Raw genomic sequence first — 26,016 nt, forward strand, 5'->3', positions numbered from 1 at the left:
GCAAATAATCAACATATTCAGGAAGTTAATGAATCTCGTAGAGTTCTGCTGCGGGCTATTTAGTGACTTCTTTAGTCATTGGTTGTTGAATCTTAGATACTTTATAAACAATTTAACCGTGTAATATTCCTGTCACATTTGCGTCACTTACTCGTCATATTGCAATCCTATACTGTCTGGGATTTCAATTATGACCACTAGGACGTTACCATGAACAAGTCTATATATATCGCTGCATTTACACTCACTTCAAGTCTGACTATGAATGTTGCTCACGCGGCACGTGACTATATTAATGTTGTCGGCTCTTCAACTGTCTACCCTTTTTCGACCGTAGTAGCAGAGCGCTTTGGTAAATCTACACAATTCAAAACACCAAAAGTTGAATCGACCGGCTCAGGTGGCGGTTTAAAGTTGTTCTGTCAAGGCGTGGGTGTACAGTCGCCAGATATCACTAACGCCTCTCGTCGTATGAAAGCATCAGAAGTCGAATTGTGTGCTGAAAATGGTGTTACTGAGATTGTTGAAGTACTGATCGGCTATGACGGCATAGTGCTGGGTAACTCTAATAAAATCGCCAGAATGGAACTCACTCGGAAAGATTTATTTTTAGCTTTGGCAAAAGAAGTTCCAAACCCAGATGGCTCAAATACACTGATAGAGAACCCTTATCAAAACTGGAACCAAGTCAATCCTAAGCTACCAAATCGTAAAATTGAAGTGTTAGGTCCTCCGCCGACTTCTGGCACGCGCGATGCGTTTTCAGAGTTAGCTTTGGAAGGTGGTTGTAAAAAAATAGATTGGATAGCTGATCTTAAAAAACAATCAAAAGCAGCGAGCAAAGCCGGTGATAGTAAATTATCGTCACAACTTAAGAATCAGTATAAAACCATTTGTCACACAGTACGTGAAGACGGTGCCTTTATCGAGGCTGGCGAAAATGACAATCTAATCGTGCAAAAACTTAATGCTAATTCAAATGCCCTTGGCATCTTTGGTTTCAGTTTCTTGGATCAAAACGCTGACCAAATTCAAGGCGCTTCGATTGACGGTTTTGAACCGACGTTTGAATCGATAGCTGATGGCACCTATCCAGTCTCTCGCCCACTTTATTTCTACGTTAAAAAAGCCCATGTTGGCGTCATTCCAGGTATCGCAGAATACCTAGCAGAATTCACCAGCGAAAAAGCTTCTGGCGAAGAAGGTTACTTAACTGAAAAAGGCATGATCCCCTTGGATGAAGAGCGTCGCGACGCTGTAAAGCAAGATGTGAAAATGCTTACCCCCTTAGTTTTATAGTTACCAAAGTAAGGCTAATTCAGGTTAATAAAGTGGGTCTTGGATGATAAACATCAAAAAGACCCACTTGTTAGCCACTATTCATTCAATAAAGTTTGAGGCTCTATGGATACATCGTTGTTATTTTTAGTTGCACTGCTGTTATTTGTTGCGACCTTTTACATGGGAAAAAAGCGCGCATTAACGTTGGCTGGCGGGCAATCTAACGTTCGGAGTCTCAATTCTCTGCCTTCGTACTACGGTACGATTACCGCATTGTGGTGTGCAATCCCCTGCATTCTGTTACTGGCTGTATGGACGATATTCGATGACTATATTATTCAACAAATAATCGTCCAAGAATTCCCAATCGATATTCAGCAAATGTCAAAATCTGATATTGGTTTATTACTTAATACCGTGAGTAACCTTGCTACCAGTAGTTCCGCAGATCCTAATGTTGAAGCCTATATAATTGTGGCAGCGCAGCGTTTTAATAATCTGCAGTGGCTTAGTCAAATGGCGTTGAATCTAGTTTTTGTGTGTGTGGCAATATTATTTGTCTCCTATGCCAGATTGCGCATCAATGTAAAACTGCATGCCAGAGTAGAAGTTGAGACCGTGTTTAAGTGGTTTTTACTAATGTGCGCCAGCTTAGCTATTTTCACCACTGCTGGGATCATCTTATCGGTGTTATTTGAATCCATAAAATTCTTTCAATCTGTGCCTATAACTGAGTTTCTGTTTGGGTTGGATTGGAGTCCGCAAATGGCCATTCGCGAAGACCAGGTTGGTGGCTCAGGGGCTTTTGGCGCAGTTCCGCTGTTTGCAGGAACTATGTTGATATCATTAATTGCCATGACCATTGCGGTGCCCGCAGGCTTAATGGCAGCGATTTATTTATCTGAATATGCCTCTCCAAAAGTACGCACCGTAGTGAAACCTATGTTGGAAGTTCTGGCCGGTGTACCCACAGTGGTTTACGGTTTTTTTGCGGCGTTAACTGTCGCTCCTTTCATTCGTGAATCTGGTGGCTTGTTTGGTTTAAGTGTGTCCTCGGAAAGTGCCCTTGCCGCAGGTTTAGTAATGGGAGTGATGATCATCCCTTTTATCTCTTCATTATCAGATGATGTGATCAATGCCGTGCCTCAATCTCTACGTGATGGTTCTTTTGGCTTGGGTGCAACACAATCAGAAACAATCAAGCAGGTAGTTATTCCTGCCGCCCTACCTGGCATTGTCGGCGGTGTTTTACTGGCCGTCTCCAGAGCAATCGGTGAAACCATGATCGTTGTTATGGCAGCAGGTCTGGCTGCCAATCTGACCGCCAATCCATTGGAATCTGTGACAACCATAACAGTGCAAATTGTCACTTTGTTAGTAGGTGATCAGGAATTCAATAGTCCCAAGACGTTGTCAGCATTTGCGCTTGGTCTGATGTTATTTGTTGTCACATTGATATTTAACTATATCGCTTTGATTGTAGTAAAAAAATACCGTGAGCAGTACGAGTAATTTATGAATAGAAACAACGTATCGACAATAGATTTGGTTAATAAAAGCTTGCAGAAGCGCTACCGGGCAGAGAAACGATTTCGTGCGTACGGTATTGCAGCAATCTTGTTCGGCTTAGCCTGCTTATCAGTCTTATTTACCGACATAATCAGTAAAGGTCACAGTGCTTTTTTGCAGACTTACGTGTATATGGATGTCAAATTTGATGCCCAACAACTGCAAATTATTGATCCCACTGATGAAAATCAGTTGGCGATGGCCGATTACCAAGGTTTAATAAAAAAATCACTAAGAACTCAATTTAGCGATGTAACTGGACGCAGGGACAAGCGCGATCTGTACTCCATCGTCAGCAATGGGGCTGGATTCACCTTGCGTTCGATGTTGGAGGACGATCCTTCGTTGCTTAATCAAACAGTCGGTGTTTGGTTGTTAGTTGATGACGATATTGATACCTATGTTAAAAGTCGAAATTCAGATGGATCAGACGCCTTTACCGCACGGATGAAAGATAAACAGATTGTGTGGGTGGAAAGCCTGATCAGCGAAGGGCATATTAAAAAGCGTTTTAACACCACGTTTTTTACTAGCGGAGACTCGCGCGAACCGGAGCAAGCTGGTATTGCTGGCGCTATAGCAGGGTCACTATTTACCTTGTTGGTGACAATTGCTTTGTCTTTTCCAATTGGTGTCGCAGCCGCCATCTATCTAGAGGAATATGCACCGACTAATCGGTTTACTGACTTTATTGAAGTTAATATAAATAACTTAGCTGCAGTACCATCCATCATATTTGGCTTATTGGGGTTGGCGATCTTCATCGGATTTTTTGAAATGCACCGCTCCATTCCCCTAGTTGGTGGATTAGTGCTGACCTTGATGACATTACCCACCATTATTATTTCAAGTCGTGCGGCAATTAAGTCGGTCCCTCCCTCAATCAAAGATGCCGCATTGGGCCTAGGTGCTTCGAAAATGCAAGTGACAATCCATCATGTTTTGCCCTTAGCGATGCCCGGAATGTTAACCGGTGCCATTATTGGCTTTGCCCAAGCACTGGGTGAAACGGCACCCTTGTTAATGATTGGCATGGTTGCTTTCATTGTAGATATTCCAGGCGGCGTTACTGATCCTGCAACTGCGTTGCCGGTACAGATATTTCTCTGGTCAGATAGTCCAGAAAGAGCCTTTGTAGAGCGTACTTCAGCCGCCATTATGGTGTTGTTGGCGTTTTTAATCACTATGAATACTTTGGCAATATGGTTGCGTAAGCGCTTAGAACGTCGTTGGTAATTTATGCGCTAGTACTGCGTAAAAGCGGAGAATAAAACATGCAAGCACAAATGAAAGACACCATGTTGAACACATGCGAATTGAAGAGTAAATCAATAGATATGAAGAATAAAAATGATATTGAACAGGACATATCTAGTGTGCAAACCGTAGGTAAGCCCTTTTCAAATAAAGCCAAAATGTCGATGCGTAATGTGGATGTTTTCTATGCCGATAAACAAGCGATTTTTGACGTCAGTTTGGATATTGGAAAAAACGAAGTGGTTGCCATGATAGGTCCATCAGGTTGCGGAAAATCGACCTTTCTGCGCTGTTTGAATCGTATGAATGACACCATAGATAGCTGTAAAATCAGTGGCGATCTCAAATTAGAGGGTGAAAATATTTATGCGCCAGAACAAGACGTTGTGCCACTGCGAGCTCGGGTCGGCATGGTCTTTCAAAAACCCAATCCGTTCCCCAAATCGATTTACGATAACGTTGCTTACGGACCCAAAGTTCACGGTTTAGCCACAAGCCGTTCTGAACTGGATGAAATTGTTGAAACCAGTTTACGTAAGGCAAGTTTATGGGAAGAGGTAAAAGATCGCCTACTCTCACCAGGTACCGGGCTATCAGGAGGTCAACAGCAACGTCTGTGTATTGCTCGCACTATCGCGGTCAGTCCGGAAGTCATCCTGATGGATGAACCCTGTTCAGCGCTTGACCCGATCGCCACTGCAAAAATAGAAGAGTTGATGGCTGAGTTGAGTGAAAATTATACTATCGCAATTGTGACTCACTCCATGCAACAAGCGGCACGCGTATCACATCGCACTGCCTATTTTCATATGGGCAAACTGATTGAGGTTAATGACACCAAACGGGTTTTCACTAACCCCGAACACGATCTCACTGAAGCCTACATTACGGGTCGTTTTGGCTAACGGAAACTACAGGAGTAAACCATGGAAAATTTACATCTAGATAAGCATATTTCACAACGCTTTGATTCTGATCTTGAAGCGTTAAAAAGCCAAGTGTTGGTGATGGGCGGCTTGGTTGAACGGCAAATAATAAACGCACTTACGGCCTTGGAAACTGCTGACAGTATAATTGCCTGTAATGTCATCGAAGTGGAAGATGATATAGACATGCACGAAGTTAAACTAGATGAGCAATGCACTATGGTTCTGGCTTGCCGACAACCAGCGGCGTCAGACCTGCGCATGGTATTGACCGTGATAAAAATGATCCGGGATCTTGAACGCATGGGCGATGAAGCGCAAAAAATTGCTAAAATGGCGATTGAATTGAGCGACAGTGGCGCCGCGCCAGGTGGCTATGATGAAGTTAGACACATGGGGGCGTTGGTCCAAGACATGGTCCATTCAGTGCTTGATGCATTTGCCCGATTTGACGTAGACCAGGCCTTGCAAGTCGCTAAAGCTGACAAAAAAGTGGACCGTGAATATGCTTCTGCGATGCGAGAAATAGTTACTTATATGATGGAAGATCCTCGCTGCATAACGCGAGTTATGAAAATCATTTGGGCATTACGCGCATTGGAACGTATTGGCGATCATTCTCGTAATATAGCCGAGCATATTATATTTCTGGTTAGGGGTTTAGATGTGCGCCATACCAGTGTCAATGAGATCGAGAAAAAGCTAAATAGGATTTAGTAATGTAACTCTAATTGTGGATTAGTTAGGTCTCTGGATAGCGCAATTTCCCTTAAAAAATTTGCTTTTGAGTCATCTAAAATGACAGGGGAAAAGAACGATTGTAATAATCCTAATATTTAAATTTTGTAATATACCTGTAATCAAGCTGCCTTATATTGCACACAAACCAATTGACTACTTTACTATTTGAGAGCTGAACACATGAAACTTGTATATAAATTATCCTTGTCCCTCCTTGCAGCGTCAGTTTCAATGGCCAGTTTTGCTGATCCCATCACGGTTTACGGCAAAGCAAATGTGTCTGCCCAAGCAGCCGATGAAGGAGAAGGAAGCTTCACTGAACTAAAAAGTAATGCCTCTCGTTTTGGTATCAAAGGTGACTTACAAGTAGATGACGACCTTGAAGTTGTATATACCCTTGAATGGCAAGTTGATCTAGCGGATGAATCCGGTTCCGATAATATTGCTGCGCGAAACCAATATTTAGGTTTAAAAGGTAATTTCGGTACCGTTTTGTTAGGCCGCAACGACACAATGTTAAAACAGTCCCAAGGTAAAATTGATCAATTCAATGATTACGAAGCGGACATCAAGGGCTTATGGAAAGGCGAAAATCGTATGGGCGATTCGGTTACTTACATCTCTCCCACAATCAATGGTTTCAGCGCAGGACTGACGTACATCGCAGAAGATGATGTAGCTGGCGATGATGCCCAGTCGCTATCTGTCAGTTATGGCGACAAAAATTTGAAACAGAGTAACTGGTATGCCTCTATTGCCACTGATTTTAATGTAAAAGGCTATGACTCTCAGCGTATCTCGGTACAGGGAAAGTTTGACGCGTTAAAACTAGGGGCCATTTTACATCGTCAAGAACTGGCTGAAAACGGAGATTCTAAGGACGGTGTGCTGGTCAGTGCAGCCTATACCCTTGGTAAAATTGTACTTAAAGGTCAAGTGCAAACCCTTGAAGATGATAAAAGCCTGAGCGTAGGCGCTGACTATAAATTGGGAAAATCAACCAAGGCTTATATTTGGTATACAGATCGAGGCTTAGACGTGAGTGAAGACAAATCGTGGTTAGCCCTAGGTCTAGAGCATAAGTTTTAGTAAATTTTTGGTATCACAATCATTGGAAAATGATTAGGGCCTATTGATACCCAGCAATAAGTTACAGGCTTAAAATAGACAAAAGCTGTTAGGGTGAGCCTAACAGCTTTTTTTAATTGGTAGTTTACAGCGCAATTTTCAAACAACTGGATTGGCGGCGCCACTACAACTAATTTTTTTATAATTAACGGCTTAACCTCACCTAGCAGATAACGATCAACTGGTCGTTATTAATTGATATTGTTGCGCCAACACATCAATGATTTCTTGCCTTGGATTATCGGCCATCTTTAGCGGCTTTCCGGTAATACGCCCTGCAATTCCAGTATAGGTTGAAGATATATCCATTAACGCCTGTACCGGCAAGGCATTATTTTGAGCTAATGCAAAGCGCTCAGCCATGCGATTTTTATTCAATAAGATATCGGGATCAGGAAAGTAATTTAATAGGTATTGCCTAAAACCCTCTTTGGAGTTTTCAACAATCTGTTGTTGGCGATAAGCTTGACCATCCCAAATACGTGACGAATCAGGTGTCCCAACTTCATCCATATAAATAAGTTTATCTGTGCCTTGACGATCTTTTACGTAGCCAAACTCAAACTTAGTATCAACAAAAATCTGATCGATTTGCTGTAACGCATTAGCAATCACATCAAAGCCTTGTTTTAGCAACTTTTCATACAAGGCAACATCTTCTCGCTTTTTGAAACCAAACGCAGAATAATTATCGATTATTGATTGACGACTGATATTGGCATCATCCGCTTCTTGGACGCCGGGGATACCTTTTAGAACGCCTTTAGTAGAGGGGGTAATAAGAAGCTCGTCTAGTTTGCTGTCTTTTTGCAGTCCTTCAGGTAACTGAATACCACAAAACTCACGCTCTCCGGCAGCATAAGCGCGCCACATAGAGCCGGTGATGTAGTTTCGGCCAATCGCTTCAATCATCACCGGTTGTGCTTTTTGCACTATCCAGACAAACGGATGAGGCACATCCAAAATGTGACTGTCGGCCAACCCCGATTGTTTGAATAGTGAAAACCAATGATTAGAAATCGCATTTAACGCCGCCCCCTTACCAGGGACACCGTTTAAACCACCTTGGGCATGCCAAACACAATCAAATGCAGAGATGCGATCACTGATAATCATTACCGCCAAGGGCGTATCATCAGGCACGTCATAGCCTTTTAGCGCAATCAACCTACGGCTGTCTTGCTCAGTTAACCAGTAGACTGAGCGAACTTTACCGCTATGTACTTTTGCACCAGTACGGATAGGTAAATCATCGTTAACCGCCAGAACAGAGTGAGACAAACTCATTATCAAGTCCTAATCAAAATACAGTGCTAAATATCCAAATTATCAGATGCCATGACTTTAGCGAACTCGGGATAAATTTCCGTCACTTTGTTCAAATCAAGAGCAACACTTTCATTATTTAATAAAGTCACAACGGTTTTACTGCCTAACTTTTTGGTTTGTATACGATAGTCGGTCTTGTCCAATTTCAGTTGTGTATCATCTTTGGAAAACCATCCTTTCCACCACGAACTTTCTTGCCCACCATAATTAACAAATAGCAATCCATTGGATTTATCGAGATCTTTAACGTTGAATCCCAACTTTCGTAAAACGAGCAATAAGCGCGGCCAAACCACATCGTATTCGCCATCGACAATATAGGCAGGTTCACCTTTACTGTTGGTACCCATTTCCATGGCATAACCACTTCGGATCTGACGAATGCGCTGAATATCGGTCATTCTGACTTGTTTCTCATAATGACTGATTACTTGATTGAGAATCTCTACTTCATTTCTGCGCGCCAATTCAGGATTGATATCAGCAATGACTTTTTCACCAACAGTTTCAAGATAGTCGCGCAAGGTCGTTGTTAACTTAGCGGTGCGACCATGAGGTTTTAACTGTAACGAGAATTCAAAACGCTTGCCCACAGAGCGCTCTGTTTTGGTCCACGTAAACCAGCTTTCACCTTCATTTTCTTCGATGATCATCCAGTCAGTGATTAATTTTTGTTGTTCTTTGTCAAAACTCACAACACCGATGTCTCGCTCTTCTAAAAAGCTTAGGAGCGAATTCCAAATAGTGGTATCCAGTGGTTGAGAGTCATCTATCTGATCAAACCATACTGTTGCTTCTTTGAGGCCTTCTTCAACATGGGAACCTGTCACTAAAGGGAGCACCAATGAGGGGGAAATGACGGTTACTTTTGGTCCAACTAAGTCACGCGGAGCATTACTACCAATCTCCGGGATCTCATAATCACTCTTAACTTCAGGTTTATCCACTCCTTCTGGAACTTTAAACGGCTCTTGCTGCTCTTTTTCAACGTATTCGTAATTACCATTGGCTCGTTGACGTTCTTCTGTTGTTGTACAACCTGACACCCATATAAGGGATAGACTAAGGACCAGTACTGCCTTGCGGATCATGCTCATTTCCTCTAATTTTCCTTTCGACATCATAAAACGCCTGTTTCGCGCATGATCTGTTCGATTTCATTTTGACTTGCAAGTTCCGGCGACACCAATGGTAATCGTAACTGTGCAGAATTTATCATGGCCATTTTAAACAACGCCCATTTAGGTATAACGGGATTCGATTCAATAAATAGCGCGGTATGCAAGGATGATATGCCATCATTAATTTGCTTGGCTTGCTCAAAATTACCCGCCAGCGCAGCTTCACACAGTTGTGCCATTTGTTTAGGGACTATATTTGCGGTTACGGAAATCACGCCCTGCCCGCCTTCACATAAAAAGTCGCACGAAGTGGGATCATCGCCACTAAAAAATAAAAAGTCACTGCTGACTAACGATTGCGTCTGTTTTAAGCGAGCAATATCGCCTGTGGCGTCTTTTAGACCAATAATATTTTGATGTTTCGCTAGTTCAGCGACGGTTTCAGGTAACATGTCAGCAACCGTTCGACCAGGCACATTGTACAACATTACCGGTAAATCAGTGGCATCAGCGATAGCGTTAAAATGAGCAATCATGCCTTTTTGCTGAGGTTTATTGTAATAAGGTACAACACTCAAAAAGCCGGCAACGCCGGTTCCTGATAGTTGTTCACTTAAAAAGATCGCCTCAGCAGTAGAATTTGCGCCGCTCCCAGCAATAATGGGTATAGCACCTTGGGCAAACTCAACCGTTTTTTTAACAACTTGAATATGTTCATCAAAAGGCAGAGTGGCAGACTCTCCCGTTGTACCAACCGATACAATACCGTGAGTGCCATTGTCGATGTGAAAAGCAACTAATTTTTCCAGACTCGTATAATCAATTTCGCCCTGGTCGTCCATGGGTGTCACCAGCGCAACATAACTACCTTTAAACATGCTTTCTCCACAAAAATGAGCGCCTAATGGTAATGATCAAGCTCAATAAAAACAAGCCTTGAATAGATTATCACGTGATGTTTCTTACTAGCTGTAGACGCCATTGCCTATTAAGCGACCGTTGGCTTTCACACTTTGTACTAATTCATTGCATAAGCAATTGTTTTACCGCCTCTCTTTTCAGCTTTTTGTTAAATATGTTAATCTTGCCGCTGGTTTGTGAAAATGATTACGGGTGTATGAATCAACAACTCATTGTGACGATTTTGGGTAGCAATAATGTCGGTATCCTTAGTGAAATTGCCAACACTGTCAGCGATGCAGGTTGCAATATATTGGACAGCCGCCAAGCCATTTATGGTGAGGATTTTTCTCTTACGATGATCCTCGAAGGCAATCAAGTTGCTATTACCAAAGCAGAAATAAAAATTCCACAGACCTGTCAGCGTCATGATCTGTTATCAATGCTCAAGCGTACTAAACGCCATTGCAAACAGAATCTTGAACACCTGATCGACGTTGAAATTAGCGGTAACGACACACCTGGCGCAATCCATAAGGTGTCTACCTTGTTGGCCAAATATGATGCCGCAATCAGTGCCTTGAGACAAAAGACCTTTACCGATCAAGACTCTCAACAAGAACTGATGAAAATTAAATTTGTTGCCAGTGTGCCGCTTGTCGCAAACATCCAAGATCTGAGGCAGAACTTCAGTCAACTTCTAGACTCTCTAGGCTTAGACGGCAAAATCAGTGAGAATCATTGAGCTCTGCGTCTGTATAAATTTAGCCAATAATGAATAGGAAAAACCATGAACAGATTAACTGCTGGCGATACTGCGCCAAACTTTACGCTTCAAGATCAAAATGACCAAGCTGTGTCTCTGTCAGATTTTTCGGGCAAAAAAGTACTAGTTTACTTTTATCCAAAAGCAATGACCCCAGGATGTACTGTTCAAGCGCAGGGTCTTAGAGACAGCAAAACGTTGTTAGATGATAAAAACTTGGTGGTGCTAGGGATAAGTCCTGATCCGCAAAAACGTTTGCCCAAATTTGCTGACAAAGAGCAATTAAACTTCACTCTTCTTTCTGATGAAGATCATCAGGTTGCCGACCAGTTCGGTGTGTGGGGACCAAAGAAATTTATGGGCAAGGAGTATGATGGTATTCATCGAATTTCATTTTTAATCGATGAATCAGGCAAGGTTGAGCATGTTTTTGATAAATTTAAAACCAAAGACCATCATCAAGTGGTACTAGATTACTTAAATGGCTAAAACAAAGCGTATCGATACTTAAAGGGGCTTTCACAGCCCCTTTTTAGTTTTAAATTTCGGTGTTCTCACTTGGTTCTGTTGGTGGTGGCGACCATGCATTGATCACGGCTTTTACCAGTGTAGCCAGTGGAATTGCAAAAAACACTCCCCAGAAGCCCCAAAGGCCACCAAAGAACAACACTGCAACTATGATGTAGATAGGATGCAAACTAACGGCTTCGGAAAAAAGTACCGGTACCAATAGGTTGCCATCGAGAGCTTGAATGATGAAATAAGCCACCATCAAATACCAAAAATCCGGTGTCACGCCCCATTGAAACAGCGCGACAATCGCCACTGGAATGGTCACAACCGCTGCGCCAATGTAGGGTATTAATACCGAAAACCCAACCAAGACTCCCAATAACACGGCATAACGCAGATCCATGAAAGCAAAGGTAGCGGCAGACACGGCACCAACAATCACGATTTCGATGACTTTACCGCGTATATAATTGGCGATTTGCAAATTCATCTCACTGCCTACCTGTTTAATAAGACGCCGTTCGTTAGGCAAGAATTTGGCTATATTATCAATCAGTAACTGTTTATCTTTAAGCATAAAGAACACCATCAACGGCACCAAAATCAAATAAATTAGTAACGCGCCTAGATCAGCCAGGGAGCTAAACGAAGCAGAAATGAGTTTTTCCCCTACTTCGACTATTTTTTGATTTAAGCCATGTAGTCCTTTTTGTATATGGTCAACTTGAACAAAGTTTGGATACAATTCTGGCAACGTCAGTAGCCATTGTTGGCCTTCCTTCCATATTTGCGGCGTTTCTTGAATAAGATTAACGCTTTGCTGTGACACAACAGGCACGACTACTACAAAGATTAATATTGAAATAGCGATAAACAGAGTGAGTACCAGGCTCGACGCATAGGTTCGCGAAAAACCGGTTTTAATCAATTGAACCACCGGCCAATCGAGCAAATAAGCAATGATCGCAGCGACGATTACAGGCATGAGAATACCGCCCCAAACAGCAAGCAATAAAGACACCGTGACCAAAAGCATAAGCAACATTAACGAATCTGGATCTGAAAACTTGCGCTTATACCAACGATCAAAAAACTCTAGCATGGGTACTCCTGACGAAACGATATAGGTGATCTTACAAAAAGTTGGATGAAAATCCTGTAGAGCAATAATTTACACCAAAAAATGGTTCAGTTTGACAACTATTTCGTATAAACCAGTAACAAAACGTAACACTTAGATTTATCTTCATCCCTATTTAATGCATTTGGGCTTAAAATTTATGCAAATACACGTTTTAATTACGATTTAACTGAACTTAATTTTAATTAGCTGTTTCAAAGAGACACAATCGCCCTTACATTTATACAGGAAGCACACACGTTTGAGAGTTGGTAGTTTGATAAATTGGATTTCAAAGAAGGGGTTCATCGTTTTTGGTGCGCTAAGCTATAGCCTATTTAGTAGCCTAACATGGGCGCAACTCGCCGATGATCGGAAACGCAATGCGTTACCAGAAATAGGAGTGGTGGCATCTGAAGCCATTAGTATCGATAAAGAAGTTCTTATTGGTGATATATTGATGCGCCAGTTGCGTGGTCAAGCACCATTAATTAATGACCCCTTGCTCGATGAGTATCTTCAGGATCTTGGCAATCGACTTGTTGCCAATGCGGAGAACGTAAAGTTTCCGTTTAAGTTTTTCCTTATCAACAGTGCCGATATAAACGCTTTTGCATTTTTCGGCGGTCATGTTGGCATTCATACTGGGCTAATTTTCAGCGCTGATAATGAAAGTGAATTAGCGTCTGTGCTTGCCCACGAAATTGCCCACGTGACCCAGCGTCACATCGCACGCAAAATTCAAGCACAACAAAAAGCCTCACCTTTGCAACTTGCCTCACTGTTTGGTGGACTGTTATTAGCCATCGCCAATCCTGAAGCAGGTATTGCAGCAGTCAGTGCTACTAATGCAGCTTCTCAACAAGCATCGATAAATTATACTCGCAGCAATGAAAAAGAAGCAGATAGAATTGGAATTGATGTACTGGCACAAAGTGGCTACGACCCAGATGCCGCAGCGTCATTCTTTGGCAAACTAGCAGAAAAATATCGACTACGCTCGACACCTTTCGCGTACTTAATGACTCACCCATTACCACAGTCTCGAATCGCTGATGCACGCAGCAGAGCGGCTTCATACAATGTACGTCAGGTTTCCGAACGGCTAAGCTTTCACCTTGCCAAAGCCCGAATTATTGCCCGTTACTACGGCAACCCCAAGGACAACATTACCCAATTCGAGTTTGCTCTGGATAAAAAACGCTATGTGTTTGAGCAAGCTGCAGCCTATGGGTTAGCGTTGTCGTATCTCGGTGCCGAGCAATATAGCAAAGCACAAGAAATCATTGATAGGCTACGTGAAAAAGATCCTGAAAACCTGTTCTATATTGATACCGCTACCGACATCGCGCTTGCAGAAAAACGCTTCGACGACGCTATTACCATGTTAAAAGAAGAGGCCAAAAGAGCGCCTCGCAATCGGGTGATCACGCTTAATTTAGCCAATGCACTGTTAGAAAAAGGCGATGTGGAGGCCTCGATACTCATTCTCAAGGACTACTTGTTGGTTAACCCAAACAACATGTTAGCGCTTCAGTTACTTTCTGATGCTTATGCCAAAAGTCGGCAGATGCTTGAGATGCATCAAAGCAAAGCGGAAATCTATGCGCTGGTCGCGGCCTACCCTAGAGCCATAGATGAGTTGCATACAGCCTACAACTTTGCCAATGAGCGACCGCTTGAAAAGCAACGCATTAAAGCCAGAATAGACCAGTTTAGAAGCGAAATTGACCGCTTAAAGAGCTTGTAATTTTTGTAGGGTCAATACAATGTTTTGTAATTGTGCATCGGTTTGCTCGCCATTCAACTGCTTTATCAAGGTACCGTCTGACCCAATAATAAACGTAGCGGGTAACGACTTTGGCATAGCAAATGGCGCGTTTTTCGGTAAGCCAGACACCATTGCAAATTCCATAGAATACTTATCTCTTAATTTGCTTAGCTCTTGGTCAGATAAATTATCAAAATTAACCGCAAAAATTGAAACACCATCGTTTTGTTGAGCAAACTGTGCAAATTTATTCAACTCCGGTACTTCTTTTAAACAAGGAGCACACCACTCAGCAAAATAATTCACCACCACTATCTGGTCTTTTAATGACTGCCATGAATATTGTTTACCGTCTAAAGTCGAAAAATCAGCACGCAAAGACAGAGAAAACCAAAAACCCGCAACAGCTGCCACTGCCAGTAGCAGCGCAAAACCGATTTTTTTAAGCACCGTTATGTTGCTCCTCAATAATTTTATGAAATGACCAAAATACTGTGAAACTTTGGGCTATCACCCGCCCGTAATTCCCTTTAGAATAGAATAACGTTTTCATAAAATAATGTAACTAGTTATGCAAAATCTCCATATCTATCATAATCCAAGATGTAGCAAGAGCCGACAAACCCTTGCCCTACTCGTCGATCGTAACCTGCAACCAGACATTATTGAGTATCTTAAAACGCCTCCTTCAGTCGAACAGCTTAAACAGCTAATGGACCAACTTGGCATTACCGACCCAAGAGCAATGATGCGTAAAAAAGAAGCTGAATATATTGAGAATAATCTAAGTGATCCATCGTTGACCGACAATCAACTGCTCAAAGCAATGGAACAGATGCCAAAGTTGTTGGAACGCCCTATCGTCGTCAACGGCGATAAAGCACGTATTGGTCGTCCTCCTGAGTCGGTATTGGAGATTATTTAGTGGGGCCAATTCTGATCCTGTATTATAGCGTTCACGGTAGTACCAAACAGCTCGCCAATAAAATTGCCCAAGGTGTTCAATCCCAAGGGCTTGATGCGATGGTACGTACGGTTCCTAGAGTGTCAGATGGTTTCGAACAGATCCAAGCTAAAGTGCCAAGTTCAGGAGATCCTTATGTTAGCGTTGCGGATCTTAAACAATGCGGTGGCTTGGCTTTAGGTAGTCCAACGCGTTTTGGCAATATGTCTAGCGCAATGAAGTATTTTTGGGATAGTACGGCTGCTCAATGGTTGGCCGGTGATTTGATTGGCAAACCCGCCTGTGTATTTACCTCAAGTGGCAGTCTCCATGGTGGTCAGGAGTCGACACTGTTGACCATGATGTTGCCTTTGTTGCACCACGGCATGGTTGTAACTGGGATCCCGTATTCTGAACCCGAATTAAAGGCAACGCGCACTGGCGGTACTCCCTATGGTGCAACTCATGTAAGTTTTGCTGACTCGTCTGAACTAAGTGAAGATGAGAGTGCCTTATGTTTAGCACAGGGCAAACATTTAGCCACATTAGCGATTAAACTAGGAAAACAATGAAATTATCCACTCCCTTTTATCGCAAACTTGCATTGAGCTGTTTGCTATTACTCATTATCTGGATGCCAGTTTGGCACCTTTTACTAGCCGAACCAACAGGTCGCAGTGTCGAATTTGAATGGTTCTTAGCGGCAGTATGGACGCTCCCGTTGCTGTTGCCATTACCTGGAATGATAAAAGGTAAACCCTACACCTTTGCGTGGGCGAATTTTATTGTCATGTTTTACATGATCCACGGTCTTACAAGTATCTATGCGATTGAAAACGAACGATGGCTTGCGGCAATTGAATTGCTGTTATGTAGCGGTTTATTTGTCGGTTGTATTTTGTATGCTCGTTTAAGAGGCAAAGAGTTGGGCTTAGGGATCCCTAAATTGAAAGCTGACATGGCCAAAGAAAAGGCGCATTTTGAGAACCAGTAATAAGTAAAGTACAAAGAGGTAGCTACGATGAACAAACGAGCGTTACTGTTTGGCTTATCGGTTGGGTTAAGTGGCTGTGGAGGGTCAAATAATAGCAGTTCGCCCTCACCTACCCCTCAGCAACCTGTTCCTCCCCCCGTTACCGTTGATACGCCTGAACCTATTGCAGATACGACTTTTTTTGCTGTTTATGGTCAAACCGAAGCACGTACAGGAGAAGCGGTCGGCTTAGCGCTTAGGGCAAACCCCGGACAACGGGTTAAGCAAATTGCATGGCAGCAAACCGCGGGTCCTTCTGTAACCATAATGGCCCCACACATGCAGGTTATCGGTTTTGATACACTCGATGCAGGTGACTATAGTTTTCTGGTCACGGGGACTATGTCTAATGGTCAAGACTTTGAACAAGCCATTGCGCTAAGTGTAATACAACACCACGCTGACATTGCCAATATAAGACTAGATCATGCCGCTTCCGAGCAAGCCAATGTTTCCCTTCGTATTGATTCTCCCTCGAGCAAATCTATAAGCGCTTGGCGCTGGGAACAAATTGCAGGGACGGTCAATGTGACACTTGATCCCCAGCAAAGCCAAGTGTTTTTTGATGCCCCTAGTGTCAACAAAGATGAAATTGTTGTTATTCAAGGCACGATCGAATTTGAAGATGGCACTACCGCAACCGACATCAGCCACATTGTGATCAAAGATGTTGAAATAAATGCAGATGGCTTTTTTCCGCGCTACAGCGAACAAGTGGTCAGTACAGACCTGTTCTCTTATCGGAAAGACAGCCCATATGCCAATGCTTTAGAACGTTGTGTGTACAACAATACTATCGACAACTCCTGTTCATTCAATCAATTACCCCTGATTGGACAAGATAATTTAGCTCCGAGCACCGCAGATATTATGCAGCGCGTATTGGTGTCGCATCCGTGGATGGGAGAACGATTTGAACAGTTTTTACAACGCTCTACCACTGGCGAAGACATGCGTAAATTACTGCGCGCGACTACGGCTATCGTTATTTCTTACGATATACGCCCTTCGTTTTACTGGAGTGCGACTGGCGCTATATATTTAGATGCCGCTAATTTTTGGGTAACACCACAAGAGCGAGATACACTCAATTCTGCCCCAGATTACCGTGCTGACTTTGGTAATGATCTGCAATTCTCTATTCCATGGCGATATATCAAAGACAATGACTACTACATTAAAAGCAGTAAATATCCCAAAAGCGACCGTCTAACCAAGTCATTTGAAGATATGGAAGCCAGTGTAAGTTGGTTGATGTACCACGAACTGGCCCACGCCAATGATTTTTATCCGCAACGCAGTTGGGCAAACGTGTCTGGCACAGATACGCCCTTAAGTTATGCTAACAACAATGAGCCAAGTTCAACTGCGTTCTCTCAAAGCTATCCGTTAACCTCACAAGTGATGCAGCGCCTAGCGCGCGTCAGCTTTTTAGGGGATAGCGCGAGTGAATTACAAAAGTCATACACTGCCCAACAAGTAGTAGACTTTTTTGAACCTGATAAGGCCCCCGCCTATTACAGTTATTCTACGATAAGAGAAGATTATGCCACTTTGTTTGAGCGTTTTATGATGTTGTATCGCCTCGACGCTTTGGCTGATACTGCCATTATTGAACGTGACCAAGATAATATCTATCCGGTGGCATGGGGACAACGTAATCGAGTTAACCACCCCAGTATTCAATTAAGAACACAGGCGGTAATTGAGCAAATATTGCCTGAGATTGACGTGCAAACTGAACAACAAAGACTACCTGGCGTGCAATTATTTGAACCTGGTGTCGGTTATTTCGAACAACTCAACCTAGATCCACAAGGTTCGGCGCAACGCATGCAGAAAAAACCAATGCTCACTGAGCGCTCAATTGAACAAGATCTGCGTCATCACCATATTGGCAGACCTATCACACCTCAACACTAAAAAAGGCGGATTGAATCAACATTCAACCCGCCCTCGTAAGTTTTTTACTTGCTATTATTCCACTATGTCCATCTCTTCAATTAGATTAGTTGCACCATCAATGTGCTCCATGACCCACAGCATGTACTTGACGTCTACATGAATAGAACGGTTTAGTTTTGGATCATAATCCCAATCACCAATGATGCTTTCATAAACACCATCAAAAACTAACCCAACGAACTCAGCTTTACTGTTTAAGGTCGGAGAGCCGGAATTACCACCGGTGATGTCTAGCGTCCCCAAGAAGTTAACCGGCACAGAACCAAGTGCTTTGCTGGCATATTCGCCATAATGTTTTTCGCTAATTAATGAAAGTTGCTTTTTAGGCGCATCAAATGGGCTTTCTCCGGTATCTTTGGCAAGGATCCCTTCTAAGGTGGTAAAGGGGGTTGCCAGTAGACCATCTTGCGGTGAATAACCTTTAACATTGCCATAAGTGACGCGCAGCGTGCTATTAGCATCAGCATATACCGGCAAGTTTTGCGCGCTAAAATAGGCAATGATTGCGGCCATATATTTAGGTCTATAGGCCTGGATATTGCCGGATAGCTCTTCGCTTGCTTGTTCGATTTCTTTGCGTTCAGCAAAGGTGCTTACCGCCAATTGTATAAAGGGGTCGTCACTGTTACGAAACGCATCAGGGCTTTTATTCATCCAGGCTAAACGCGCGTCTAGTTCACCCAACTTAGTTGCTTGATACATTTTCGCAAGCTTGTCTTTCAACTGCTGCTGGTTAAACCCCTTATCCAGCCCGAAGAATTTATCCAGTGACGTTAGGCGCTGATTTGGTGGTAGCTGCACGTAATGCTTAAACATCGCTAGCAGGATATTTTTGTCCATTTGCGCATCAAAACGTCGATTAACCGCTTTCATACTTTGTTCAAATTTCGCCATATCGCGTTCTTGATAACCGCGTTTACGTTCAATATTTGGTTTTTGCTTTTCAAGCGATAGACGATAGAGGGATTCTGCAGTGCTGAGCATTTTGCTGTATCCCATATAGCCTAAGATCAGGTCCCTTGCTTGGGTTTGCTGATCTTGTTGAATTAAGCGATTTAAACCAGCTAATGCATCGCCATATTTTTGTTGGCGCTGTGGTTGGGCATTAATCCATTGTTTTAATTGGATTTCCAATGCCTTCTTACGAGCAAGGGTTGTGCCCTTGTTGTAGCTTTCTATCATACTGCCATAATTTTTAGCGTAATTGGCTAGTCCGGCTAAGGTGCTTTCGTACTTAATACGCACATCACTGCCCGGTGCCGAATTGGCGTGAATAATATCGATGAGCTCTTCTCTATATGCTTTTGCTTGGGGATAGGTCCAAGTGAATTGATTCTCAACTTCCAAGGCGGTGCGGTAACGATTAGTGGTTCCAGGATAACCTAACACCATGATGTAATCGTTTTCTTCAACACTACTTTTATTCACTTTTAAATAATGCTTTGGCTCATAGGGCACGTTATCTTCATGGTAATCCGCAGGTTGGCCGTCTTTGCCAACATAGGCACGATAAAATCCATAGTCACCGGTGTGTCTAGGCCACATCCAATTGTCGATGTCACCGCCGTATTTGCCAATACTACTTGCAGGTGCATGCACTAATCTTACGTCGCGGATCATCAGTTGTTTAAACAAGTAATATTCTAATCCACCATGAAAATTAACTACGCGACAACGGTATTTGCTGTCGCTTTCGCATTCGGCAATCAACGATTTAGAGGTGAGGTCAATACTATTGTAGCGATCTGCCCCTGTCATATCTGACGTTAACGCGGCTTGAATAACCTCTGTGACTGAAGTGATTTCTTCTGTGACATAAATTCGGCTACCTGGTGTTGCCGGAAGCTCCTCATTATAGGACTTGGCTAGAAATCCGTTTTTGAGTAAGTTATTTTGCTCTGTGGAGTTGTATTGCACAGATCCATATACGCAGTGGTGGTTGGAGGCAACCAACCCTTTGTCCGATACGAATGAGGCGGTACACCCGCCTAAACTAACGATAGCCCCCATCGGGAACCCCGTCAGATCGGTGAGTGAATTGGGGTTCAATTCCAGACCAGCATCAACGAGTTTGTTGGCAATGTTAGGAAGTTGGTGTGGCTGCCACATCCCCTCATCAGCGAGGGTTGCGGTTGATGCTAAAGCAAAACACAGTGAAGCAAATTTTTTCATTTAATTTTTTCTCTATAGTTAACGATCCATGCTAGCTGCAGTGTCTTAGATCAGCAGTGATTAGTCAAAATCTGAGCTTATTATCGTTCTAAATCAAAGCAAACAATTAGTTACATACCAATCATCTTTAGAATGAAATTACTTCGCTGCAAAATAGTGTCACTAATACGCTATAAAACGAACAAGTTTACTCAGCGGAACGAATCTATTAGGCCACCGTATTCTAAGTTTTTTGGGTTAGAACCATCGAGGTGTGGACTGTGCATAGCGAGTATATTGCTCACCAAACAGGTTGCTTAAATGATTTTCTTCGAGCATGACTTGGATCCGCAATGAGAGAACGCCAACCGCTAGGCAAACTAGCGTAAAAATACTCGGCAAGACCATAAAAAATCCGAGCTGGGCTAATATTACTCCGCTGAACGCCGGGTTCCGCGAAATTCGATAAACGCCTGATTTAACCAACGTTTTAGGTTTATCTAGGTAGATGCCAGAACGCCAATTATGTTGCAAATCTCTGCCACTCACCCCAGCAAGTGAGAAGCCAATCAACATAAAGACCATGCCGACTATTTGTAATAAGGGGATGAATAGCAGGTCAAACTTACCAAGAACAACATCGACTTCGGGATAAGCGATACGTACTACACATAGCCCCCAAATCAGCACTCTAAATAGATGAAAAGTGGCGTGATTCCACCAATGCAGGGAGAACGGCGTGCCCATAGTTGCTAAAGAGGCCTGTTTAAAGCGACGCTTTTTAAGCGTGATGTTGATGGTATAAAAAACAGCGACGAAACTAAAAAACAATGCGAGAAACCATTCGCTGAATTGATAAACTGACATTAAGTGATCATATGAACGAAAACGGGCTTAAAGACTAAGCGAGATAGCAACAATTCACAACCCAAACACTCCATTAAAACCTTGAATGTGATGTTATGACTAAGCAATCTGAACATCAAAAACGCATTCAATAGTTAAAGAAATGCTTTGTTAAGAAGGTTAAGCACGTTTAAAAATCAAACGTCTGTTTGATAAAGGGAATACTGATTTTACGTTTCTGTTGAAGGCTCTTTTGCTGAAGGACTTCAAGTGACTGAGTTAAACTGTGCATATCCCTGCGACTATGGGTCACCAAGTAGCTCAACGATTCTGGCGCGATCACCAAGCCTCGATGGCGGGCTTTAACCTCTAATGCATGCTCAGCTTCTTTTTCACCTAAAGGAACCAAATTAAAACTTACTCCCCAACTGAGGCGCGATTTGAGATCCGCTAAATCAAAGTTGAGTGATAAAGGTCCTTGATTTGCACTGACGACTAACTTACAGCCTTGGGTCTCGTTGATCCGGTTAATTAAATCAAACAAAGCACGTTGCCAATCTGGCAGACTTTCAAGTAAATGAATATTGTCGATACACAGTAAATCGAGGTTTTCCATCGAATTGAGCATATCCGCCGGATAGGGGGAACTTTCACTTAAGCAAAGATAGAAATGCGAAAGTTGGCGCTCGGCTGCTTGATGACACATAGCCACTAGTAAATGGCTTTTGCCACTGGCTGAAGCACCCGAAATATAAGTAACAAAGGGCGTATTTTCACTATTTGGTGACAGTAACAGTGACTGGCAATGAGCTACCACAAGGGTATTTTCACCTTCAACTAAGGTATCAAACGTCTGTTCGTCCGGTAGATCTACATCTAACACGATTTGTTGTGGTGTATTTACTGACACAACTAAGGCTTCCAGCGCAGTGGTGCTTGCAACATCGGCTGTCCAAAATTATCTGAAGGCCTTTGCAGTCGATTTTCAAGACTAAATGCGTGTTCCAAATTTTCACGGGCACCAAACAAGTGCAACTCAAAGGTAGATAAATCGCCTTGTTGTTCAATTAAGGTCACATCGACAACCATGGACAGACTCTTGAGAAAACGCATCACATCGGCATAGGCCGTTAATGAACTAATATTGGCAATTTGTATTTGAGTGGTATTTTCACTGTTATCACCTTGTAATGCTCTAATCGCGTATTTACTTGCTAACGTATCCGCCAAGGTTTCAATTAAATTATCTATTGCTGTGTCTTTCAACAAAGCGGTAATTTCACCAGAATCAAATACCCCCTGGCGCGTTAGCATCCACTCAATGACCCAGACATTGCCTATCACAGGGCTTGCACCTTCAATCAACTGGGCTTGCTGACGATCCGCCATTGCTTCACTGCGATAGTACATTCGGGCCGACATCATATACTCAGTAGCGTACCTTTCACTGGCAGCCAACAGGTTTTGCGAATAACTAGACCAGACATCATAGACGCTCACTTGCTGTATATCAGTAAGATCTAAAATTGGAAAATGAATCGAGATCCCTCGGGTGAATGCGGTTTTTCTAGCTTTTTGCACGATTTCGGCAGCGGTTGTATCCGACACCAGTGTTCTTTTGCGGCTAACTTGATCTTCGATCGCGAACCAAATAAGTGTTTGCGGACGGTGTTTTCCCCATAATGGGTATTGCGTTGAGCGGATTACCTCCTCTACTTTATTGACATCGAAATACGCGTTATAAAACAAATCAGTGTCAGAGCGCTCGAATTGGTAAGACAATAATAAATCTTCGGCACGGTTAAGCACATCTTTAATCGCCTTATCTTCAAGCAATTGGCGATTACCACTGATTTTCACCAACACCTGTGAAAGCGCTTGCTTGGCTGCTTTTTTTTGATGATTAAACGTTTGTCCTTCAATTTTAACGGACGCCTGATACAAGCCATCCACAATAGCAGCGTTGGCCTTTCCGCATAAAAATAAGCTAGGTAAGAATAAAAACAGATATACCGTCAAACGCATCAAATTTGAATGTCCCTAAACTAAAAACGCTATTGTCATGTATCTGATTGTAAATTTCATCATTTGTTTACACTAGATGATGTGTATCAATGCATAAAATAGCGAGATTTACTGTACCTTTTCCTCTGTCATACTGCTAAAATCCGCAAAATTTTGTTACTGAGGCATATCGTGAGCAACTCAAAACATTCTCTTAGTTATAAAGACGCCGGTGTTGATATAGATGCAGGAAACCAATTGGTTGAGCGTATTAAATCAGTAACCAAGAAGACTCATCGTCCAGAAGTTAAGGGCGGCCTAGGTGGTTTTGGTGCGCTGTGTGCGATACCTCAAAAATATAAATCGCCACTGTTGGTGTCAGGAACCGATGGCGTGGGGACTAAATTACGCTTGGCGATGGATTTAGAACGCCATTTTGGTATTGGTATTGATTTGGTGGCCATGTGTGTCAACGATCTTATCGTGCAAGGTGCTGAGCCGCTTTTTTTCCTAGACTATTACGCCACAGGCAAATTAGATGTAGATGTCGCAACGGAAGTGGTCAGTGGCATTGGCGCTGGATGCGAAATGTCTGGTTGCGCTCTGATAGGTGGTGAAACCGCTGAAATGCCTGGTATGTATCACGGTAATGATTACGACGTCGCGGGTTTTTGTGTTGGTGTGGTGGAAGCTGAAGACGTTATCGACGGGCAAAAAGTACAGCAAGGCGATGCCATCATTGCATTAGCTTCATCAGGTCCACATTCCAATGGATACTCCTTAATACGCAAAGTACTTGAGGTTAGTGGACAGGATCCAATGCAAGAGTTTGCGGGCAAAACCTTAGCCGATCATTTACTCGAGCCCACTCGTATTTACGTTAAATCAATATTGTCGCTGCTTGAAACCACTCAAGTTCACGCAATTTCGCATATTACTGGCGGTGGATTCTGGGAAAACATTCCAAGAGTACTCCCTGAAAATGCCAAAGCCGTTATCGATGGCAGCAGTTGGCAACGCCCCGACATTTTTGACTGGTTACAAGAAAACGGCAATATTACCGACCATGAAATGTTCCGAACTTTTAATTGCGGCGTGGGTCTGATAGTGGTGTTACCAGAAAACCAAGCGCAAGATGCAATCAGTAAACTGAATGAGTTGGGTGAGAATGCATGGCACCTTGGAGTAATTGAAGACCGTGTTGGCGATGAAAACCAAGTAGAGATTAAATAAGTGACTGTCTCCCCTTGTTCCATCGTGGTGTTAATTTCGGGTAATGGTTCGAATTTACAAGCAATTATCGATCACTTTAGCAATAAAACGGACTCGGTAAAGATTGCTGCTGTTATCTCGAATGAACCAGAAGCCTATGGATTACAAAGGGCAAAGCAAGCGGGTATTGAAGCGGTTTGCGTTGAGCATAGAAACTTTAATAGCCGCGATGCCTATGATCGCGAATTGCTACAGACAATCGAACAATATTCGCCTGATTTAGTCGTATTGGCCGGTTTTATGCGTATTTTAACGACAGAGTTTGTGACTGCCTTTGAAGGACGGATGCTTAATATCCACCCGTCATTGTTACCTAAATATAAAGGCTTGAATACGCATCAAAAAGCAATTGATGCTGGCGATGAAGAACATGGTGCTTCAGTCCACTTTGTTACACCAGAGCTAGATGGTGGACCTGTGGTAGTGCAATCGAAAGTCCCCATTTTTGAAGGTGACACTGCCTCGGAGCTGGCCCAAAGGGTGCAGCAACAAGAGCGAAATATATATCCACTTGTTGTAGACTGGTTTAGCAAGAAGCGACTTTTGATGATAAACAATAAGGCAGTTTTAGATGGAAAAGAACTTCCACCGTCAGGTTATGCAGCTGACTAGCGTGTGTAAAAGCTTCATATTAGCGGTTTTGCTGATATGGTCAGGCGTTATGCAAGCGACAACACTAGAAGCTTTTAATGCGCAATATAAAGCTTTTCAGTATGGCAAAGAGTTAGGTACGGCTTCGTTAGAGTTAGAGTCGCTTGGCAGAAATCGCTATCGATTATCCTACCAATCTAAAGTGTCGATGTTTTTTTTGTCAGATAAACGCAAAGAAGTCAGTCTATTTTCCTATCAGGATAATCAAATCATACCGTTCAAGTACACTTACGAACGCACTGGCTTTGGCTCAGATAAGGAACTGGTTGCAGAATTTGATCGTCAAAAAAACACCATTCGCATTAACAATGAAACCTCACTGGAATGGCAACAAGAGTTTGACAATCAGCTCTATCGTCTAGACATTCAATTGCAATTAGCATCTGATAAAAAATCGTTTTCGTATGATTTAATCAATAGTCGTGGTGAACTGAGACATTACGACATGCTAGTGATTGGTAAAGAGCAACTTAACTTGCCCTATGGCATGCTCGAAGGTATAAAAATTAAGATAATGCGTGAAAATAACAAGCGTGAAACCTATGCTTGGTTCGCTCCATCATTAAATTATCAGCTCGTACGCTTACAGCAATTTAAAGAAGGTGAAGAACAAGGTGATATCCAACTGTCGTCGTTTAAATCATCACGATAACCTTCCAAACCTGCCATATTGTTAAGTCAATTTATTTAAAATGGTGTGAAGTTTTTTGCACCCTCCACTTGAATATC

Annotated in this window: 25 protein-coding genes; 16 read left to right on the forward strand and 9 right to left on the reverse strand. The window is 42.7% G+C overall.

The window, feature by feature from the left end:
- Positions 1-210: 210 nt before the first annotated feature.
- The 6 genes from ABD036_RS01160 to ABD036_RS01185 all read left to right on the forward strand — a co-directional run bounded on the left by ABD036_RS01160 (position 211) and on the right by ABD036_RS01185 (position 6,863).
- A complete protein-coding gene (locus ABD036_RS01160; RefSeq protein ID WP_425542532.1) occupies positions 211-1,299 on the forward strand; it encodes a PstS family phosphate ABC transporter substrate-binding protein in 1,089 nt (362 codons plus the stop codon).
- A 105-nt stretch (positions 1,300-1,404) separates the two neighbouring features.
- On the forward strand, positions 1,405-2,793 hold the full coding sequence (gene pstC, locus ABD036_RS01165; RefSeq protein ID WP_343855777.1) for a phosphate ABC transporter permease subunit PstC: 1,389 nt from the start codon (positions 1,405-1,407) through the stop codon (positions 2,791-2,793).
- Between the two features lie 3 nt (positions 2,794-2,796).
- Positions 2,797-4,086, forward strand: a complete 1,290-nt coding sequence (gene pstA, locus ABD036_RS01170; protein WP_343855779.1) for a phosphate ABC transporter permease PstA — start codon at positions 2,797-2,799, stop codon at positions 4,084-4,086.
- A 101-nt stretch (positions 4,087-4,187) separates the two neighbouring features.
- A complete protein-coding gene (gene pstB, locus ABD036_RS01175) occupies positions 4,188-5,012 on the forward strand; it encodes a phosphate ABC transporter ATP-binding protein PstB (RefSeq protein ID WP_343856537.1) in 825 nt (274 codons plus the stop codon).
- 21 nt (positions 5,013-5,033) lie between these two features.
- Positions 5,034-5,750, forward strand: coding sequence for a phosphate signaling complex protein PhoU (gene phoU / locus ABD036_RS01180; RefSeq protein ID WP_343855780.1), 717 nt, complete (start codon positions 5,034-5,036; stop codon positions 5,748-5,750).
- Positions 5,751-5,954: 204 nt separating this feature from the next.
- Positions 5,955-6,863: a porin gene (locus ABD036_RS01185; protein WP_343855782.1), complete on the forward strand. Its 909-nt coding sequence runs from the start codon at positions 5,955-5,957 to the stop codon at positions 6,861-6,863.
- Between the two features lie 216 nt (positions 6,864-7,079).
- Here the strand turns inward: ABD036_RS01185 and ABD036_RS01190 are convergent, their stop codons facing one another.
- The 3 genes from ABD036_RS01190 to dapA are packed head-to-tail and all read right to left on the reverse strand — an operon-like array spanning position 7,080 to position 10,230.
- Positions 7,080-8,189 carry a phosphoribosylaminoimidazolesuccinocarboxamide synthase gene (locus tag ABD036_RS01190; RefSeq protein ID WP_343855783.1) on the reverse strand — a complete coding sequence of 370 codons (1,110 nt, stop codon included), beginning with the start codon at positions 8,187-8,189 and terminating at the stop codon, positions 7,080-7,082.
- Positions 8,190-8,215: 26 nt separating this feature from the next.
- On the reverse strand, positions 8,216-9,322 hold the full coding sequence (gene bamC, locus ABD036_RS01195) for an NlpB/DapX family lipoprotein (RefSeq protein WP_343856538.1): 1,107 nt from the start codon (positions 9,320-9,322) through the stop codon (positions 8,216-8,218).
- A 29-nt stretch (positions 9,323-9,351) separates the two neighbouring features.
- Positions 9,352-10,230, reverse strand: coding sequence for a 4-hydroxy-tetrahydrodipicolinate synthase (gene dapA, locus ABD036_RS01200; protein ID WP_343855784.1), 879 nt, complete (start codon positions 10,228-10,230; stop codon positions 9,352-9,354).
- 239 nt (positions 10,231-10,469) lie between these two features.
- Between dapA and ABD036_RS01205 the strand changes: the two genes are divergently transcribed.
- Positions 10,470-10,997 (forward strand): glycine cleavage system transcriptional repressor, encoded by a 528-nt coding sequence (locus ABD036_RS01205; RefSeq protein ID WP_343855786.1) that lies wholly within the window; start codon positions 10,470-10,472, stop codon positions 10,995-10,997.
- Between the two features lie 45 nt (positions 10,998-11,042).
- Positions 11,043-11,507: a thioredoxin-dependent thiol peroxidase gene (gene bcp / locus ABD036_RS01210; protein ID WP_343855788.1), complete on the forward strand. Its 465-nt coding sequence runs from the start codon at positions 11,043-11,045 to the stop codon at positions 11,505-11,507.
- 49 nt (positions 11,508-11,556) lie between these two features.
- On the opposite strand, the gene ABD036_RS01215 is transcribed toward bcp, so the two are convergent.
- Entirely contained in the window at positions 11,557-12,633 is a 1,077-nt protein-coding gene (locus tag ABD036_RS01215; RefSeq protein WP_343855790.1) for an AI-2E family transporter, read from the reverse strand.
- 307 nt (positions 12,634-12,940) lie between these two features.
- On the opposite strand from ABD036_RS01215, the gene bepA reads away from it, so the two are divergent.
- Complete coding sequence (gene bepA / locus ABD036_RS01220; protein WP_425542540.1) at positions 12,941-14,401, forward strand: beta-barrel assembly-enhancing protease; 1,461 nt, start codon at positions 12,941-12,943, stop codon at positions 14,399-14,401.
- Here bepA and ABD036_RS01225 read toward each other — a convergent pair.
- On the reverse strand, positions 14,387-14,872 hold the full coding sequence (locus ABD036_RS01225) for a TlpA family protein disulfide reductase (RefSeq protein ID WP_343855795.1): 486 nt from the start codon (positions 14,870-14,872) through the stop codon (positions 14,387-14,389). The two genes, bepA and ABD036_RS01225, sit on opposite strands and share 15 nt — an antisense overlap.
- Before the next feature lie 121 nt (positions 14,873-14,993).
- Here ABD036_RS01225 and arsC point away from each other — a divergent pair, with 121 nt between their 5' ends.
- The 4 genes from arsC to ABD036_RS01245 are packed head-to-tail and all read left to right on the forward strand — an operon-like array spanning position 14,994 to position 18,321.
- Positions 14,994-15,347 carry an arsenate reductase (glutaredoxin) gene (gene arsC / locus ABD036_RS01230; RefSeq protein ID WP_343855797.1) on the forward strand — a complete coding sequence of 118 codons (354 nt, stop codon included), beginning with the start codon at positions 14,994-14,996 and terminating at the stop codon, positions 15,345-15,347.
- A complete protein-coding gene (wrbA, locus tag ABD036_RS01235) occupies positions 15,347-15,937 on the forward strand; it encodes an NAD(P)H:quinone oxidoreductase (protein ID WP_343855800.1) in 591 nt (196 codons plus the stop codon). The genes arsC and wrbA overlap by 1 nt, the downstream gene beginning before the upstream one ends.
- Positions 15,934-16,359, forward strand: coding sequence for a DUF2069 domain-containing protein (locus ABD036_RS01240; protein ID WP_343855802.1), 426 nt, complete (start codon positions 15,934-15,936; stop codon positions 16,357-16,359). The genes wrbA and ABD036_RS01240 overlap by 4 nt, the downstream gene beginning before the upstream one ends.
- 27 nt (positions 16,360-16,386) lie before the next feature.
- Positions 16,387-18,321, forward strand: a complete 1,935-nt coding sequence (locus ABD036_RS01245; protein WP_343855803.1) for a hypothetical protein — start codon at positions 16,387-16,389, stop codon at positions 18,319-18,321.
- 54 nt (positions 18,322-18,375) lie between these two features.
- Here ABD036_RS01245 and ABD036_RS01250 read toward each other — a convergent pair whose 3' ends face one another.
- The 4 genes from ABD036_RS01250 to ABD036_RS01265 all read right to left on the reverse strand — a co-directional run bounded on the left by ABD036_RS01250 (position 18,376) and on the right by ABD036_RS01265 (position 23,385).
- On the reverse strand, positions 18,376-20,535 hold the full coding sequence (locus tag ABD036_RS01250) for a S46 family peptidase (protein ID WP_343855805.1): 2,160 nt from the start codon (positions 20,533-20,535) through the stop codon (positions 18,376-18,378).
- Positions 20,536-20,772: 237 nt separating this feature from the next.
- Positions 20,773-21,381, reverse strand: coding sequence for a methyltransferase family protein (locus ABD036_RS01255; RefSeq protein WP_343855806.1), 609 nt, complete (start codon positions 21,379-21,381; stop codon positions 20,773-20,775).
- A 169-nt stretch (positions 21,382-21,550) separates the two neighbouring features.
- Positions 21,551-22,270, reverse strand: coding sequence for a DnaA regulatory inactivator Hda (gene hda, locus ABD036_RS01260; protein WP_343855807.1), 720 nt, complete (start codon positions 22,268-22,270; stop codon positions 21,551-21,553).
- A 2-nt stretch (positions 22,271-22,272) separates the two neighbouring features.
- Positions 22,273-23,385 carry a DUF2066 domain-containing protein gene (locus ABD036_RS01265; RefSeq protein ID WP_343855809.1) on the reverse strand — a complete coding sequence of 371 codons (1,113 nt, stop codon included), beginning with the start codon at positions 23,383-23,385 and terminating at the stop codon, positions 22,273-22,275.
- A 171-nt stretch (positions 23,386-23,556) separates the two neighbouring features.
- Here ABD036_RS01265 and purM point away from each other — a divergent pair, with 171 nt between their 5' ends.
- Genes purM through ABD036_RS01280 form a run of 3 tightly spaced genes read left to right on the forward strand, consistent with a single transcriptional unit; the run spans position 23,557 to position 25,939 of the window.
- Positions 23,557-24,597, forward strand: a complete 1,041-nt coding sequence (gene purM / locus ABD036_RS01270; RefSeq protein WP_343855810.1) for a phosphoribosylformylglycinamidine cyclo-ligase — start codon at positions 23,557-23,559, stop codon at positions 24,595-24,597.
- A complete protein-coding gene (gene purN / locus ABD036_RS01275; protein WP_343855812.1) occupies positions 24,598-25,248 on the forward strand; it encodes a phosphoribosylglycinamide formyltransferase in 651 nt (216 codons plus the stop codon).
- Complete coding sequence (locus ABD036_RS01280; RefSeq protein ID WP_343855813.1) at positions 25,208-25,939, forward strand: DUF3108 domain-containing protein; 732 nt, start codon at positions 25,208-25,210, stop codon at positions 25,937-25,939. The genes purN and ABD036_RS01280 overlap by 41 nt, the downstream gene beginning before the upstream one ends.
- Positions 25,940-26,016: the final 77 nt, after the last annotated feature.

The organism is Aliiglaciecola litoralis (assembly GCF_039523355.1).
GTDB lineage: Bacteria > Pseudomonadota > Gammaproteobacteria > Enterobacterales > Alteromonadaceae > Aliiglaciecola > Aliiglaciecola litoralis.